The following is a 16,912-nucleotide window of genomic DNA, read 5'->3' on the forward strand; positions in this document are numbered from 1 at the left end:
TGGCAGTTGTCCTCGCAGCTACTGTGCTGCTGTTTCTGTATTTGGGCTATGCTTTGATTCATCCTGAAAAATTCTAAGGTGGGGCTGTTCAAGCTGAGTGAGAATCTAAGTTATGGATCATCCGTGCCTGCGGAGAACATTTGGACTTCCGGCCGCTGTTGTCTCCAGATTTCTTGGTTTGTACCGCTAATTGCGGATGAAATCCGGAGACAAAGGCGGTCGCTACCGCTCCTACAGTTCCAAATTTCCCCTCCGGCACTCTATCCATAAAGATCAATTCCAAATTCAGCTGTACAGGAAGGGGTAGGGCAGAAGAAAGACAAAGACTGAAAATGATAGTTATATTAAAAGGAGGGCCATCCGTGGGGATTGTGCAGATTGTAGTCGTCATCTTAATACTCGTACTGCTGGTGAAGCCGGTGGGCACTTATCTATATCATGTATTCTCAAATGAACCGAACCGGACAGACCGGGTGTTTGGTGCCGCGGAGAAAGGAATTTATCGTCTGATCGGGCTGAAGCAGCGGGGCGGGATGTCCTGGAAGAAATATGCGCTCAGCTTCATTGTAACGAACATTGTATTGGTGGTATTCAGTTATCTCTTTCTGCGGCTGCAAAAGGGGCTTCCGCTCAACCCGAACGGGATCGGCAATATGGAAGAGACGCTCACCTTCAATACGGTAATCAGCTTCATGACCAATACGAACCTCCAGCATTACAGCGGGGAGAGCGGCGTGTCCTACTTCTCACAGATGGCGGTCATGACGATGCTGATGTTCACCTCGGCCGCCAGCGGCTTCTCGGTCGCGGTTGCTTTTGTCAGAGGGATTACGGGACGCACCTCGGTGGGGAACTTCTTCGAGGACTTCGTCAAAGCGCATATCCGGATCTTCATTCCACTGGCACTGCTTGTAACACTGGCGCTTGTAGCGCTTCATGTGCCGCAGACTCTGAAACCTACGCTGGAAGTCACCACGCTTGAAGGGCAGACCCAGCAGATTGCTATCGGTCCGGTGGCCTCCCTGGAGTCCATTAAGCATATCGGGACGAACGGCGGGGGCTTCTTCGGAGCTAACTCTGCCCATCCTTTTGAGAATCCGGGTCCGCTGAGCAATGTGCTGGAGATCCTCTCCATGTGGCTGCTGCCCGCGTCTCTGCCGTATATGTACGGGAAGTTCGCCGGGAACAAGCGGCAGGGCTGGATGATTTTTGGCGCGATGATGACGCTGTTCGTGGTATTGCTGGGAGTGAATTACGCTGCGGAAAGGGCGGGCAACCCGGCGATTAACGCCATGGGGATAGATGCTTCACAGGGCAGTATGGAGGGAAAAGAGGTTCGGTTCGGCATCGCACAGTCGGCGCTGTTCACCACCGTTACAACGGCGGCCACCACCGGCAGTGTGAACAATATGCATGATACGCTGACGCCGCTCGGCAGTATTACCCCGCTGACCCTCATGATGCTGAATAATGTATTCGGCGGCAAAGGGGTCGGGCTGATCAATATGCTTATGTATGCGATCCTCGGCGTGTTCCTCTGCGGGCTGATGGTGGGCCGGACGCCGGAGTTCCTGGGCCGCAAGATTGAAGCGCGGGAGATGAAGCTGATCGCCATCGCGATTCTGATTCATCCGCTGATTATTCTGGTGCCGACGGCGGCTGCTTTTCTGACGGAGCTCGGTAAAGGAAGTATCAGTAACCCCGGCTTCCACGGGATGACCCAGGTGCTGTATGAATACGTATCGTCTGCGGCCAATAATGGCTCGGGCTTCGAAGGGCTGGCGGATAATACCTCCTTCTGGAATATCACCACCGGTGTGGTCATGCTGCTGGGCCGGTATGTCTCAATGATCGCCATGCTGGCGGTTGCCGGTTCCCTGCTGCGCAAGAAGCCGGTGCCGGAGACCATTGGAACCTTCCGCACGGATAACGGGCTGTTCACTGGTATTCTGATCGGTACGGTGCTGATTATCGGCGCGCTGACCTTCCTGCCGGTGATTGTCCTCGGTCCGGTTGCAGAATATTTGACTTTACGGTAGGGAGAGGGAGAGAAGAGAATGAGTACTGTACACAGAAAGAAGCTGCTGACGGGTCCCATCCTGCTAAGTGCTGCCAAGGATAGTCTGGTGAAGCTGAACCCGGTGACGCTAATGAAGAATCCGGTCATGTTCGTTGTGGAGGTCGGGACGTTTATCGTCTTGCTTATGGTGCTGGCGCCCGCGTATTTCCATGCGGAGCATGCGGTAGGCTTCAATATAACCGTGTTCTTCATCCTGCTGTTCACTGTGCTGTTCGCTAACTTCGCGGAAGCGCTGGCGGAGGGCCGGGGCAAGGCACAAGCCGATTCGCTCAAAAAAACCAAGCAGGACATCACCGCCAATAAGCTGGCGGGATCAGGGGTCAAGCAGGTGCCGGCCTCTGAGCTGCGCAAAGGCGATATCGTAGTCGTCAGCCAAGGCGAACTGATTCCCGGCGACGGGGAAGTAACCGAAGGGCTGGCTTCTGTAGACGAATCGGCCATCACCGGAGAGTCGGCCCCGGTCATTAAGGAAGCCGGAGGCGACTTCGGCTCCGTGACCGGCGGTACCCGCGTAGTCAGCGACCAGATCAAGGTGCGGATCACCAGTGATCCGGGGGAATCGTTCCTGGACCGGATGATCTCGCTGGTCGAAGGGGCGAAGCGCCAGAAGACACCGAATGAGATTGCCCTGAACACGCTGCTGATCAGCCTCACGATTATTTTCCTGATTGTCGTCGTTACCCTGCGTCCCATCGCGGATTATATCGGGGTGAAGCTGGAGATTCCGGTCATGATCGCACTGCTCGTCTGCCTGATTCCGACCACCATCGGCGGGCTGCTGTCGGCCATCGGGATTGCGGGCATGGACCGGGTGACGCAGTTCAACGTCCTGGCGATGTCCGGGAAGGCGGTGGAAGCTGCCGGGGATATCAACACGATGATTCTGGATAAGACGGGGACGATTACCTTCGGCAACCGGATGGCCAGTGAGTTCGTTGCGGTAGGCGAAGCGTCAGTAGCCGAGCTCGCGGCCTGGGCAGCGGTCAGCTCACTGAAGGATGAGACGCCCGAAGGCCGCTCTGTCCTGGAGCTGGCGAAGAAGCTGGAGCTTCATTATGAGAGCAGCCTCGCGGACGGCGGGGAGTTCATTGAGTTCAAGGCGGAGAGCCGGATGAGCGGGATAGATCTCCGGGACGGACGCTCTGTGCGCAAGGGAGCGGTCGATTCCGTGAAGAAGTGGGTGCTGTCCCGGGGCGGCAGCGTGCCGTCTGATCTGGACAGCAACTCGGATGCTATTGCCCGGCTGGGCGGCACTCCGCTCGCGGTTGCTGTAGATAATAGGATCTACGGGCTAATCTATCTGAAGGATACGGTTAAGCCAGGGATGAAGGAGCGCTTCGACGAGCTGCGCAGCATGGGAATCAAGACGATTATGTGTACCGGGGATAACCCGCTGACCGCCGCCACGATTGCCCGTGAAGCCGGGGTTGATGATTTCATTGCCGAGAGTACCCCGGAGGATAAGATTGCGGTGATCCGCCGGGAACAGAACGAGGGCAAGCTGGTCGCCATGACCGGGGATGGAACGAACGATGCTCCCGCGCTGGCCCAGGCCGATGTGGGTCTGGCGATGAACAGCGGGACAACCGCTGCCAAGGAAGCGGCCAATATGGTGGATCTGGATTCTGATCCGTCCAAGATCATCGAGGTTGTAGCCATCGGGAAGCAGCTTCTTATGACGCGCGGGGCGCTGACCACGTTCAGCATCGCTAACGATATTGCCAAGTATTTTGCGATCATTCCGGCGATGTTCACGCTCGCTATTCCTGAGATGGAAGCCCTGAATATCATGGGGCTGGGGTCCCCAAGCTCGGCGATAATCTCGGCGCTGATCTTCAATGCCATCATCATCCCGCTGCTGATTCCGCTCGCGATGCGCGGGGTCTCCTATAAGCCGATGAGTTCTACCAGGCTGCTGACACGCAACATTGTCATCTATGGTCTGGGCGGGGTCGCTGTTCCATTCGCCGGCATCAAGCTGATTGATATGCTAGTCAGTATATGGATCTAGGGGTCCGGCTGACGATTGACTATATAAGGAGGGCGTAATCATCATGGCACAATCTACTCATGAGACAACCGGAGAGCAGGTCTCCGCTTCACCAGCAGCTTTTGTCTTCACTACAGTGAGGTTAAGCATAGTATTCATTATTCTCTGCGGAATGATCTATCCGCTGGCTTCCACCGCGCTGGCCCAGGTGCTGCTGCCTGCCCAGGCGAACGGCAGCCTGCTGAAGGATGCTTCCGGGAAGGTCGTCGGTTCTGCGCTGATCGGGCAGAGCTTTACGAATCAGGCAATGTTCCAGAGCCGTGTATCCAGTATCGGGTACAAGGCCGAAGCCTCGGGCTCGAATAACTACGGGCCGTCAAATCCCGATATGCTGCAACGCACCAAGGATTCCATTGCCCAGTGGAAGCTGGACAATCCCGGCGTCCCTGTAAGTCAGCTCCCTGTGGATCTGATTACGAATTCCGGATCGGGTCTTGATCCGCATATTTCTCCGGCTGCGGCGCTCGTGCAGGTTCCCCGGATCAGCAAGCTGACCGGCATTCCGGCAGATACCCTTGAAGCTCTGGTGAAGGAGCATACCGAAGGGCGTGATCTGGGCCTTTTTGGAGAGAAACGGGTGAATGTGCTGAAGCTGAATCTGGCGCTGACGGAGATGGCGAAATAAGCTGACTCCGCATAGAATGCTTCCTCCAGATGTGAGTTGTGAGAAGAGAAAGAAGGTGAGTCCGTGGCGCCCTATAAACGCAAGTCTCCTGAGGAGATTCTATATTCTATCTATCAGCTCCAGCGGGGGCGGCTGAAGATCATCATCGGCTCGGTCAGCGGCTCCGGCAAAACCTATCATATGCTGGAGGAAGGCAAGCTGCTGAAGCAACAGGGAATCGATGTGGTGATCAGTGCGGTCTCCACAATGGGCCGGGCGGAGACGGTCCAGCAGCTTGGCGATCTGGAGCGCGTGCCCAGCATTCATTGGCTGAAGGACGGCAAGGAGGAGAAGGATCTGCCGCTTGAGGCGCTGGTGGAGCGCAATCCTGAGGTGCTGCTGGTCGATGGTCTGGCCCACCGCAACCGTCCGGAGGCCCGCTTCCCGACCAGGCTTGCGGACATCCGTTATCTGATGGATCAGGGAATCAGCGTAATTACGACAATTAATGTCTATGAGCTGGCCGGTGTGGGCGAGCAGATCTATGAAATGACCGGCATCCGTGCGGAGTGCACTGTACCGCTCAATACACTGGAGCTCGCCGATGAGGTACGGCTGATCGATGTGTCGCCGGAGACCATTCTCAAGCGGCTAGAGGAGGGGGTGCTTGGAGAAGGTGCGCATCCCGCACTATCCCTCAGGGGTAACCTTGGCGTTCTCCGTGAGGTGTCGCTGCGGCTGATGGCCGAAGGGGTCAATGATTCCCTGGAAAAGCATCGCGAGGCCGAAGGACTGATCGGCCCTTCGGGTGCAACAGAGCGGATTCTGGTATCCGCGCAGTATCATTGGAACGGTTCCCTCTATATTAGAAGGGGACAGCAGATTGCCAAACGGCTGAACGGAGACCTGCTAATCGTTACGTTCCTCCTGCGCGGACGTCCCCTGACCAAGGATCAGCAGGTATTCAAGCGCTCCATCCGCAAGCTGACCGAGCGGATTCAGGCCCGGTTCGAGGAGCTGGAGCTGCTGCGCCTGCGGATGCTGCCTTCCATGCTTGTGCGCTATGCCATTCAGAACAATGTCACCCGAATTGTGATGGGGCATTCGCAGAAAAGCCGCTGGCAGGAGAAGTGGCAAGGCTCCATTGCCAGCCGTGTCCTGCGGCGGACGCGGAATATCGATGTGTTCCTGATGGCTGACCGTGCCGAGCAGGAGGGAGAACGGGTTCTGCCGGTCCGTCCCGCCGTGAAGGTGGCGGCAGAACCGTTCCACCGGCTGACCGGCCGGGAGCTGGAGCGGCGGATCGAGGATATCCGCCGGGGCACCTTCAAGGTGTATATCGGCGCAGCCCCCGGCGTAGGCAAAACCTACAAAATGCTCCAGGAAGGCAATCTGCTGCTGGGCAGGGGCATCGATGTGGTTATCGGACTGCTGGAGACCCATGGGAGAGAGGAAACCGGCAAGCAGGTGGGCAAGTTAACGATGATTCCGAGAGCGCGGATTGCCTACCAGTCCACTGAGCTTACGGAGATGGATACAGCGGCCATTATCGCCCGCCGTCCCGAGGTGGTGCTGGTGGATGAGCTGGCCCACACCAATGTCCCCGGCAGCCTCACCAAGAAGAGGTATGAGGATGTGATCAAGCTGCTGGAGAACGGGATCTCTGTCATTACCACGGTTAATGTACAGCATCTGGAGAGCCTGAACGATGCGGTGGAGCAGTTAACCGGTGTGCGTGTGCGCGAGACGGTGCCGGATGCCATCCTGCGGATGGCGAGTGAGGTGGAGCTGATTGATGTGACTCCGCAGATGCTGCAGCAGCGGATGCGGGAAGGGAAGATCTATGCGCAGGAGAAGGTTAATCAGGCACTGGAGTCTTTTTTCAGAATCGGCAATCTGATCGCGCTGCGTGAATTGGCCCTGCGCGAGATTGCCGATGATGTGGATGAGCGGCTAGAGGCCTGGGAGCGTGAGCCTGCCTTGCGCGGGCCGTGGAGCAGACGGGAAGTGATCTTCGTCTGTGTAGACACGGGACCACAGGCTGAACGGCTGGTCCGCCGCGGCTTCCGCATTGCATACCGCCTGAAGGCGGAGTGGCATGTTCACTACGTGCACTGTGCCCGCATGAAGACGGCGGAGGAGCAGAAGCGGCTGGATACGCTGAGGGCTCTGACCGAGCGGCTGGGCGGGGTAATGGACATTACGGAGGCGGGAAGCCGCAAGCATCTCTACAAGCATCTGCTCCAGCGGATGAATGATATGCAGACTACGCAGGTAATCATCGGCCAGTCCCGCAGACCCTTCCTGCGCAGCCTGTTCATAACGAGCTTCGTCCAATATCTGCTGCGGCATGCCCGGCATATGGATATGCTGATCGTAGCCGTTCATACGCAGATAATGGAATGAACCTGTCTGCATACGGCCCTACGGCACTGTGCGGATAATGTACAATTTACACGGGTTTGTTCAGTAATTGACATCCTTGGCACCATTGGCAATTGCGCTAGTAGAGTCCCCGCTGCTAACCTAATGAACAGATGTTCATTTAACAAGCCCACAGAATATTGCGTTTGGCTTCCAGATAAACGGCGGGACGCGTGAGGAAGACGGGCGTGTGATCGTTGTAAGCGGTGGCGGCAAGATGGTACTGGGCAGCCTGGAGGGGGAGGTTCCGTTCAAGACGGAGCTTGCAGAAGCCTTCCATAAGACGAAGTATAAGCTGGATTATTCGCAGGATATTAACGCCTGGCTCTTGAGTCACATTGTTTTAATTATCCCGGTGATGTCGGTCATTTATCTTTATGATTTTAATTTGGCAAAAGCAAGCAAAGACTCCGCCCGCTGGAAACAGGCGGCTGCTGTAATGGATGAAGAGTTCCGTGTGCTCTCCTCGCGGGGCTTACCCGTTAACCCCGCCTCCCTGGTTAACGGGGCGAAGAAGCACCCGGCACTGCTTGCCCAAGGGTTGAGATGGTTACAAAAGCTGCCCTTCATGAAGCTGATTGATGGCTCATTCAGCGAGATTGCAGCGCTCTATCAAGCCTTTGAACCTCTGATGCAGCAAGCCCGTCTGTCCACACCAGCGTGGGATGATTTCAAGCAGCAGACGATGCGGAAATATTCCCTGGAGCAGGCCTAGGATAAACGAGTGCACGGAATACAGATGAACATTTGAACAGATCAACTCCTCCAAAAGAACAGCTCAGGAAGCTCCGCTAAGGCGGAGTTTGCTGGGCTGTTTTTGCTAATTAAGTAAATCACTATGGTTTTCTTATGTGTATGCCAAAAACCACATACAATGTGCAGGTACGAGGGCGCCCGGGCCCAATGTATGCTAAAAACCACACACAATATGCTGGTACGAGGGAGCCGGGCCCAATGTATGCTAAAAACCACACACATTATGCTGGTACGAGGGCGCCCGGGCCCAATGTATACCAAAAACCACACACAATATGCTGGTACGAGGGAGCCCGGACCCAATGTATACCGAAAACCACACACAATGTGTGGGCCTGAAGTTGTGTGAGCATGCTGCTGCCCAAAAGGAGCAAATGAGCGGCAGCCAGTGCAGCAACATTTTCCCATGAATTCGCCAGATGCCGCTATCAACATAACATACATAATGTTCCATTCTAGTTATAAAGCCTTGTAATTTAACGTGTTAAAGAGATATGCTTATTACCATGTGGATACAAATACAACAGAAGGAGTGGACTACCTATGACTATCATCGATACTATTCAAACGAGAAGAACGATCAAAGCCTTCCGGCCAGACCCGATTAAGGAGGAGGAGCTGAATACTTGGCTGGAGGCTGCCAGCTATGCTCCGAACCACCGGATGAATGAGCCTTGGGAGCTGTTGTTCATTGGGCCGCAGACCCGTGCAGCGCTGAACCATAAGACAGATTTTGGCGGTGCTCCATTGTTGATTGGAGTCTTATCCAAATCTGCCGCTACCACAATGGAACGTGAAGAGAACATCATGGCCGTGTCCTGTTATATCCAGAATTTCATGCTAGCGGCCCATGCGGCAGGAGCAGGCGTGTTCTGGTCGTCACTCGGCGGTACAGCCAAGGGCCGCGAGGTGCTTGGCGTTCCTGAAGAACAGGATGTTATTGCGGTGCTTGCCGTAGGGTATCCTTCAGAAGTGCCTGCTGCCAAACAGAGAACACCAATAACTGATAAAATCACATATTTACCCTAAACGGACGAACAGATGCAACAACTGATGAGATGAAGGTGAACTGAATGTGGAAGCTCAGGGGCTTCATGAAGCCGTACGCCCTCTGGAGCGTGCTTGCCCCGCTGTTAATGGTAGTTGAAGTAGTGATGGACCTGCTGCAGCCTGCACTTATGGCCAGCATTGTGGATAAAGGCCTGATGAAGAATGATTTATCGCATATCCTTTCAACAGGCGGAATGATGATTGGAATCGCTATCATCGGGATGACTGGGGGTGTGGGCTGTGCGATATGTGCAAGTATCGCCTCACAGAATTTCGGGAATGATCTGCGAATCAAGCTGTTTGAGCATATCCAGACCTTCTCGAACCGCAATCTGGATCGGCTGAAGACCGGCTCGCTGATCACCCGGCTGACGAACGATGTCGTGCAGCTCCAGACCTTCGTGCAGATGATTCTGCGGAGCTTCGTGCGGTCACCGCTGCTGCTGATCGGCAGTTTGGTCATGGCGGTCTGGATCAGCCCGTCCTTGGCGCTGATCCTGCTGGCTGCGGTTCCGCTGCTGTTCATCCTGCTGTTTGTGCTGATCCGGCTTTCTTTTCCGTTATTTGCCCGGATGCAGGAGAAGCTGGATGGGGTGAGCAATGTACTGCAGGAGAATCTCACCGGCATTCGTGTAATCAAAGCCTTCGTCCGTGGAGACCATGAGCAGACGCGCTTCGATACCGCCAATACCGGCTATACGGATACCGGAATCCGGGCGATCCGTCTGATGGCGCTGAATATGCCGCTTATGATGCTGATTCTGAATGCCAGCATTGTTGCCGTGCTCTGGTTCGGGGGCCTACAGAACTGGAACGGGGCGCTGCCCGTTGGTGAACTAATTGCCTTCATTAACTATGTTACTCAATTGCTCATGTCGATGATGATGCTGAGCACGATGCTTGCCTTCGTATCACGGGCTAAGGTGTCGGGGGACCGTGTGAATGAAGTTTTCGCCGCCACAAGTGAAATTACCGAAGCGCCTGCGGCGGACCAAGCAGCCATTACGCTCGGACGGATTGAGTTCAGCAAGGTCTCCTTCGCCTATAACCGCGGGGATGAGAATCTTGTGCTGGAGGATATCAGCTTTGCAGCCAGCCCCGGGGAGACGATCGCTATTCTGGGGGCTACCGGAGCAGGGAAGTCTACCCTGGTTAGTCTGATTCCAAGATTCTATGAGGTCTTGTCCGGTGCCGTTCTGATCGACGGAACAGACATCCGGGAGATTAGCCTGGAGCATCTGCGGAGCCGGATCGGCTTCGTAATGCAGCAGTCCCTGCTGTTCAGCGGCAGTATCAGGGATAATATCCGTTACGGACGGCCGGAAGCAACAGATGAAGAAGTGGAGCAGGCGGCTGTGGCCGCAGAAGCACATGGATTCATTACAGCTATGCCGCAAGGCTACGACACGCAGCTCGGACAACGCGGGGTGAACCTGTCAGGCGGACAAAAGCAGCGTCTGTCCATTGCACGCGCGCTGTTAATTAAGCCGACCATTCTGATTCTGGATGACAGCACCAGCGCTCTGGATGCGGTTACCGAAGCAAGCATCCGCCTGGTGCTGAAGACGGAGCTTCAGGACTCTACTGTTGTTATGATTGCCCAGCGGGTGTCTTCCATTATAGATGCCGACCGGATTCTGATTCTGGAGAACGGCCGGATCGCCGCACAGGGTACGCATACCGAGCTGATGGCAGGCAGCGAGATCTACCGGGACATCCGCCATTCCCAGCTTAAGGAAGAGGAGGAGCCTTATGTCCAGTCAACGTAAAAGGGAGCAGGCTCCCGGCGGACCTGGAGTGTTAGGCGGCGGGCCTCCCGGCCGTGTTGGCGTAACACCCAAGGTACGTCCGAAGAATAGCAAGGCAACGATCCTCCGCATCTGGTCCTATCTGAACCGTCAGCGGACAGGGCTGATTATGGTCTATGTATTCACGATTCTGAATGCTGTCCTCGCCCTGATCGGACCCTACCTGCTAGGAAAAGCCATTGATACCGCGATCCTCCCGCAGGATTATAGTCTGCTGGTCCGGTTCTGTCTCCTTCTGGGCGGCATTTATCTGCTGGGCAGCGCCGTCTCGTGGGTCCAGGCTTATGTGATGACCTCCGTCTCCCAGCGCACGGTGTACGAGCTGCGGCGGGACCTGTTCGCCAAATATCAGGAGCTGCCGGTCAGCTTCTTCGATACCCACGCTAACGGTGAGCTAATGAGCCGTGCAACCAATGACATTGACAACGTCTCCAACTCCCTGAATCAGAGTGTAACCCAGCTGCTGAACAGTCTGATTACACTTAGCGGCTCTCTGGTCATTATGCTGATGCTGAATGTGCCGTTGACTGGAGTTGCTCTGGTAACCATTCCGCTGGTCGTGCTGGCTAGCCGCCGGATTACCGGCTTAAGCCGGATCTACTTCAAGGATCAGCAGCAGCATCTGGGTGAGCTGAACGGCTTCATTGAAGAAGCGGTCAGCGGCCAGAAGGTGATTAAGCAATACCGCAGAGAACAGGCGGAGGTCACCAGATTCCGCGGAATAAGCGGGGAGCTTAACCAAGCTAGCATTAAGGCGCAGATCGTATCCGGCCTGGTAGGACCAGTAATGAACCTGATTAACAATCTGAACTTCGCGCTGATTGCCGGAATTGGCGGCTGGATGGCTTATCATGAGCTGGTTACCGTGGGGGTCATCGTCAGTATGCTGAATTATGCCAAGCAGTTCGGCCGCCCCATCTCCGACCTTGCGAACCAGTATAACCTGATCCAATCGGCAATCGCCGGAGCGGAGCGCGTATTTGAAGTGATGGATATGCCATCCGAGTACAGCGGAGAGCAGCCGCAGGAGCTGGAGCGGATTCGCGGGGAAGTTGTTTTCCGGGATGTAGTGTTCGGCTATAAGCCGGGCGCGCCTATTCTGAACGGTGTAAGCTTCACCGCACAGCCAGGCGAGACGATCGCCCTGGTCGGGCCGACCGGAGCGGGGAAGACGACCATTGTCAACCTGCTGACGCGCTTCTATGAAGTGAGCGGCGGTGAGGTGTTGATCGACGGCAGGGATATCCGGGAGCTGGGTAAAAACGGGCTGCGCCGCCAGCTCGGCATGGTGCTGCAAGACGCCCATGTCTTCTCTGGAACCATCCGTGAGAATATCCGGTTTGGCCGTCTGGAGGCCACGGACCGTGAAGTGGAAGAGGCGGCCAATCTAGCTAACGTCAGCGGCTTCATTGCGCGGATGCCGCAGGGCTACGACACGCTTCTGGGCACGGACGGGACCACCTTGAGCCACGGCCAGCGCCAGCTGTTGACCATTGCCCGCGCCATCCTGGCCGATCCGGCCATCCTCATTCTGGATGAGGCAACAAGCAGCGTGGATACCCGGACAGAGATGCATATCCAGCAGGCCATGCGGACACTGATGAAGGGCCGTACCAGCTTCGTGATCGCCCATAGGCTCAGCACCATTCAGGATGCTGACCGGATTTTGGTCATCCAAGGCGGCCAGATCTCCGAGCAAGGTAACCACAGACAGCTCCTTGCGCTGCAAGGGATATATGCCGAGCTGTATAACAGCCAGTTTAAGCAAGCCTTTGAAGCCGGGTAACTAAGGCGGCGAATGCCGAATATTGTATCAGTTATAATTACAGGAAAACAGCAATCCTCCGTTTATAAGAGAATTGCTGTTTTTCGTTTTTTGCTTCAGCCGCTATTGAATTTGTGGCCGTTCACGGTATCGCTTACTTTCCAATGCTCATATTATTGGTTACAAAGTGCAACAATGCACCTTATCCAGCTCCGCACAGATGGAATTCCTGCACAGAATACAACAATGCGCATGATCCAGCACCGCGCTGATGGAATTCCTGCACTAATTACAACAATCTGCGCTCCTCAGCTGTGAATCTAACCGAATTCCTGCAATAAATACAACAATGTGCAGGATCTGAGCTCAAACGAACGGAGTTCCTGCAAAAAGTACAACATTTATATTCAGTGAAGTGTTCAGTAGGCGTTCAGTGGGACGTTCATTGAGGCGTTCAGTGCGGCTATTTCTTTTTCAGATTTGTGTTGCATGAGAACACTAATCTCTTTCAGTATGTTTTAAGTGCACTCGCACCCTACACTCAAACAGCGGAGCGGGCGGAACGACCCGCGTAAAAGCGAAGCGTTCGCCTTTGTGTCCGGATTTTCACCGCTAAGGGGAATGAAAAAAATCTGGACACAACAGCGATTGTAACAACGTTCCGTTTGCGCAGCGTTCATCCGTGCTAAGAAGTATATCATACTCGAAACCAAGGGCCTTCCCGAGTAACTCCAACATGCTTTTCAGAACACACTTTCCACTTAATTATCAGCCAATTTCACAACAGGACACATAAAGGACATAACACTCGACTATGCTGAGAGGTATAAACGGGTTGAAAGCAGGGAGTACATTGAAGAAAAAGTTACTGCTTGTCGAAGACGAGCTGCGTATCCGTGAGCTGGTGTCGGATTACTTCATACAGGACGGCTGGGAGGTGCGCGAAGCCGATAATGGGCAGGACGCGCTCCTGTGGTTCGATTCGCTTGAGCCGGATCTGCTGATTCTGGATATTATGATGCCCAAAATGGACGGATTTCAGGTATGCCGGGAGATCCGCAAGAAATCGGCGACCCCGATTATTCTGCTGACCGCCAAATCCGCCGATGATGACAAAATACACGGCTTCGAGCTGGGAGCCGATGATTATGTAACCAAGCCGTTCAGTCCCAAGGTGCTGGTGGCCCGGGCTGCCGCGTTGATGAAACGGGTTGAAGGCGCACATCAGCCAGAATCCGGGGTAGTGAGATTCGGCTCGGCCATCTTCAACACCATGGCGCACCGTCTAGAGGTGGAAGGCGCCGATGTCGAGCTAACCCCGAAGGAATATGATCTCCTGTGGCTGCTGATCCGCAACAAGGGCCATGTGGTCTCGCGGGATACCATCCTCAGCCGGGTGTGGGGAATTGAATTCGAGGGGGACTCCCGGGTCGTGGACAGCCATATCAAGAAACTGCGCAGCAAGCTGGGGTATGAATCCCGCCACATCCGAACAGTGATTGGAACCGGCTACAGATTCGAGGATGAAGAATGAAAAGATGGGGAATTACCTTCAAGCTGTTCGTGATGACCGTAATCTTCTTCGTCTGTTTCTACGGGATGGTAATCCTCAGCCAGTTCCTGCTGTTCGACCGCTTCTACCAGACGCAGAAGGAGTCCCGTGTAGAGAAGCATCTTAAGAGCTTCGGGACAAGCTACACCAAAGAAGCCTGGGGCAGAACCCGCACTTCCCGCGAGCTGGTCCGGTTCATGCTGCGCAATAAGACACAGATGGTCATTCTGAAGCTGGACGGGCGGATGAAGTCGGAAGATCCGTTCCGCATGAAGCTGATTGACGATAAAGGCCAGACTCAGGTGATCCCCATGTCCCTGTTCATGAATCAGTTCGGGGATATGCTCCGGTCGGCCCATTTGAAAGAGAATGACCGGGTTACCATCCAGGGAGAGCTTGTCACTGGGGAGAATGACCTCGGCAATCAGTTTTTCCCGCTCACGATTATCAAACAGGGGTTCCAGCCGGTAGGCGAGGAGGCGGAGCTGGGCAACACAAGCATTACCGGGACGATTACCGAGCTGGTCCTGCCGGATCTGAAAATATGGAACCCGCGCCAGGGCATCCTTTTCGAGGCTATCGAGGACTGGTTCCCGTTAAATACGGGGCAGCTGGAGAGCCTGGGCAAGCTGAATATGGTCAAGGAAGAGTGGACGGCTCCCTGGAGCGGTATCCGCAATTCCGTGATGATTCTGCCCGTGAAACAGGCCAGCGGGGAGATTGAGCTGTTGTTCTCAGTGACCTCGCTGCAGGATGTTAAGGATTCCAATGAAGCGCTGCGCTGGTTCTTTTTATACTTAGGGCTTGGCGGGTTCGTGCTGATTCTGGTCCTCTCGCTGTTCTATTCCAAGATGGTGACCCGGCCCTTGATCAAGCTCAATAATACGGCCAAACGAATGGTAGCGCTCGATTTCACCGGCCATGCCTCCATCCGCCAGAAGGATGAGCTGGGCAATCTGTCCAGAAGCATGTTCACCTTGTCCCAAAGTCTGGACACTGCACTGGGCGAGCTGCGGGAGACGAATCAGCAGCTGGTGGAGGAGATGGAGCAGAAGAAGAAGCTGGAGCAGATGCAGCAGGACTTTTTTGCCAGTGCCTCCCATGAGCTGAAGACGCCGCTTAGCATTATCAAGGGCTTCGCCGAGGGTCTGGAGGATGGGGTGAGCGCCGGCAAGCAGGATCATTACATCAAGGTCATTATCGAAGAGGCCGACAAGATGGAGTTCCTGGTAAAAGATATGCTGGACCTGGCCCGGCTGGAGTCCGGCACGATCAAGCTGCGCAAAAGCTCCTTCATGCTGAGCGAAATGACGGAGAAGGTGACCGATAAACTGGTGCATTCCCTCCAGAATAAGCAGCTGGATGTGGTCATTATTCCGGCGAATGAATTGCCCGTATATGCGGATGCTACATGGATTGAACAGGTGCTCAGCAATCTGCTGACCAACGCAATCCGTCATGCGGAAGAGGGCAGTACGATAACCGTCACCTTGGAGAGCTCACCCAAGAAGCTGCTGTTCACCATACACAACAAAGGGGAGCGAATCCCCGAGGATCAGCTGGCGCATATCTGGGAGCGCTTCTACCGGATCGAGGCTTCACGCAGCCGTCTGACGGGCGGGACCGGACTCGGATTATCCATTGCGAAGCAGATTTTAGATATGCATCGCTGCCGGTATGCAGTGATGAACACCTCGGACGGCGTCTGTTTTAGTGTAACCTTTGGAGGCTGAGCCGCCCATTACTAACTTGTCAGGAAAGGAGTGAACAGCATGAAATGGAGCTGGCTGCCTTCAATGTGCACACTGGGAAACCTGGGCTTCGGATCAATTTCCCTGCTATTCACGATTGAAGAACGTTATGATCTTGCTTTATTAATGATACTGCTGGCTGCGATATGCGATGTTATGGACGGACTGCTCGCCCGGATGCTGCATTGCACCAGTGATTTCGGCAAACAACTGGACTCTTTGGCGGATATTATTTCTTTTGGCATCGCTCCCGCCTTCCTAATTCTGTTATACCGGCTGGAGAACGTGCAGTGGGTCGGACCTGTCGCTGCGGTCGCATTCCTGATCTGCGGGGCGCTGCGGCTGGCCAGATTCAATATCTCGGCTCCTTCAAAGGGCTTCGTGGGCATGCCGATTACGGCAGCCGGATTGCTTCTGTCGATGACCACACTTATAGGTGAGCGGCTGAAGCCGGAAATGGTCATTTTAATTATGGGACTGTTGTCCATACTGATGATAAGCAGGGTTCCGTTCCCTTCGTTCAAAAAATTCGGTAACAGGAAGTGATTGTTCATGCCATGGGTCATCGAGATGATCTCACAATACGGTTATATAGCTATATTCGCGCTGCTGGCGCTGGGGCTTGTCGGACTTCCCGTTCCCGATGAGCTGCTGACGCTGTTCGTTGGCTATCTATCCTCTACCATGGTGCTGGATTTTTCACTTTCGGTTCTGGTCTGTTTCATAGGTTCGATTACAGGCATGCTGATCAGCTATACCATCGGTCTCCGAGTGGGGCAGCCTGTTGTGGACCGGTACGGGAAATGGGTAGGCCTGACGCCCAAAAGATTCGCCTATGTCAAACGCTGGTTTTTCCGGTTCGGCAACTGGACGATATTCATCGCTTATTTTGTTCCGGGCATCCGGCATGTGACAAGCTACATCTCGGGCATCAGTGCCATGTCCTTCCGAAAATACTTAATGGTCACCCTGGCTGGTGCCTTTATCTGGTCACTCCTGTTTGTCTCGATCGGTTATCTGATCGGTTCGAGGCTAACCTTTGCTTGAGTTAAGTAATAATCTTTTATAATCA

General features: G+C 54.6%; 12 protein-coding genes. All 12 read left to right on the plus strand.

What is annotated here, in order from left to right:
* Positions 1 to 362: 362 nt before the first annotated feature.
* The 12 genes from kdpA to NYE26_RS14040 all read left to right on the plus strand — a co-directional run bounded on the left by kdpA (position 363) and on the right by NYE26_RS14040 (position 16,887).
* Positions 363 to 2,039 carry a potassium-transporting ATPase subunit KdpA gene (gene kdpA / locus NYE26_RS13985; RefSeq protein ID WP_339256615.1) on the plus strand — a complete coding sequence of 559 codons (1,677 nt, stop codon included), beginning with the start codon at positions 363 to 365 and terminating at the stop codon, positions 2,037 to 2,039.
* A gap of 18 nt (positions 2,040 to 2,057) precedes the next feature.
* Positions 2,058 to 4,091 (plus strand): potassium-transporting ATPase subunit KdpB, encoded by a 2,034-nt coding sequence (kdpB, locus tag NYE26_RS13990; RefSeq protein ID WP_339256617.1) that lies wholly within the window; start codon positions 2,058 to 2,060, stop codon positions 4,089 to 4,091.
* A gap of 43 nt (positions 4,092 to 4,134) precedes the next feature.
* Complete coding sequence (gene kdpC, locus NYE26_RS13995; RefSeq protein WP_339256619.1) at positions 4,135 to 4,755, plus strand: potassium-transporting ATPase subunit KdpC; 621 nt, start codon at positions 4,135 to 4,137, stop codon at positions 4,753 to 4,755.
* Between the two features lie 63 nt (positions 4,756 to 4,818).
* Positions 4,819 to 7,140 carry a universal stress protein gene (locus NYE26_RS14000; RefSeq protein ID WP_339256621.1) on the plus strand — a complete coding sequence of 774 codons (2,322 nt, stop codon included), beginning with the start codon at positions 4,819 to 4,821 and terminating at the stop codon, positions 7,138 to 7,140.
* A 208-nt stretch (positions 7,141 to 7,348) separates the two neighbouring features.
* Positions 7,349 to 7,873, plus strand: a complete 525-nt coding sequence (locus NYE26_RS14005) for a hypothetical protein (RefSeq protein ID WP_339256623.1) — start codon at positions 7,349 to 7,351, stop codon at positions 7,871 to 7,873.
* Between the two features lie 584 nt (positions 7,874 to 8,457).
* Positions 8,458 to 8,943: a nitroreductase family protein gene (locus NYE26_RS14010; RefSeq protein ID WP_339256625.1), complete on the plus strand. Its 486-nt coding sequence runs from the start codon at positions 8,458 to 8,460 to the stop codon at positions 8,941 to 8,943.
* A 44-nt stretch (positions 8,944 to 8,987) separates the two neighbouring features.
* On the plus strand, positions 8,988 to 10,733 hold the full coding sequence (locus tag NYE26_RS14015; protein ID WP_339256627.1) for an ABC transporter ATP-binding protein: 1,746 nt from the start codon (positions 8,988 to 8,990) through the stop codon (positions 10,731 to 10,733).
* Positions 10,717 to 12,558, plus strand: coding sequence for an ABC transporter ATP-binding protein (locus tag NYE26_RS14020; RefSeq protein WP_339256629.1), 1,842 nt, complete (start codon positions 10,717 to 10,719; stop codon positions 12,556 to 12,558). The genes NYE26_RS14015 and NYE26_RS14020 overlap by 17 nt, the downstream gene beginning before the upstream one ends.
* An 832-nt stretch (positions 12,559 to 13,390) precedes the next feature.
* Entirely contained in the window at positions 13,391 to 14,071 is a 681-nt protein-coding gene (locus NYE26_RS14025; protein ID WP_036728495.1) for a response regulator transcription factor, read from the plus strand.
* Complete coding sequence (locus NYE26_RS14030) at positions 14,068 to 15,822, plus strand: HAMP domain-containing sensor histidine kinase (protein ID WP_339256631.1); 1,755 nt, start codon at positions 14,068 to 14,070, stop codon at positions 15,820 to 15,822. Before NYE26_RS14025 ends, NYE26_RS14030 begins: the two co-directional genes overlap by 4 nt.
* A gap of 39 nt (positions 15,823 to 15,861) precedes the next feature.
* Complete coding sequence (gene pssA, locus NYE26_RS14035) at positions 15,862 to 16,386, plus strand: CDP-diacylglycerol--serine O-phosphatidyltransferase (protein WP_076075653.1); 525 nt, start codon at positions 15,862 to 15,864, stop codon at positions 16,384 to 16,386.
* 6 nt (positions 16,387 to 16,392) lie between these two features.
* Positions 16,393 to 16,887, plus strand: a complete 495-nt coding sequence (locus NYE26_RS14040) for a DedA family protein (protein ID WP_036728489.1) — start codon at positions 16,393 to 16,395, stop codon at positions 16,885 to 16,887.
* Positions 16,888 to 16,912 lie beyond the last annotated feature (25 nt).

It is taken from the genome of Paenibacillus sp. FSL P2-0136 (genome assembly GCF_037975325.1).
Taxonomy (GTDB): Bacteria; Bacillota; Bacilli; order Paenibacillales; family Paenibacillaceae; genus Paenibacillus_AQ; species Paenibacillus_AQ silagei.

Excerpts from the sequence above, each read along its gene's own strand:
- pssA (WP_076075653.1), top strand. The coding sequence starts at position 15,862 with ATGAAATGGAGCTGGCTGCCTTCAATGTGCACACTGGGAAACCTGGGC.
- kdpB (WP_339256617.1), top strand. The coding sequence starts at position 2,058 with ATGAGTACTGTACACAGAAAGAAGCTGCTGACGGGTCCCATCCTGCTA.
- kdpC (WP_339256619.1), top strand. The coding sequence starts at position 4,135 with ATGGCACAATCTACTCATGAGACAACCGGAGAGCAGGTCTCCGCTTCA.
- NYE26_RS14040 (WP_036728489.1), top strand. The coding sequence starts at position 16,393 with ATGCCATGGGTCATCGAGATGATCTCACAATACGGTTATATAGCTATA.
- NYE26_RS14010 (WP_339256625.1), top strand. The coding sequence starts at position 8,458 with ATGACTATCATCGATACTATTCAAACGAGAAGAACGATCAAAGCCTTC.
- NYE26_RS14030 (WP_339256631.1), top strand. The coding sequence starts at position 14,068 with ATGAAAAGATGGGGAATTACCTTCAAGCTGTTCGTGATGACCGTAATC.
- NYE26_RS14015 (WP_339256627.1), top strand. The coding sequence starts at position 8,988 with ATGTGGAAGCTCAGGGGCTTCATGAAGCCGTACGCCCTCTGGAGCGTG.
- NYE26_RS14020 (WP_339256629.1), top strand. The coding sequence starts at position 10,717 with ATGTCCAGTCAACGTAAAAGGGAGCAGGCTCCCGGCGGACCTGGAGTG.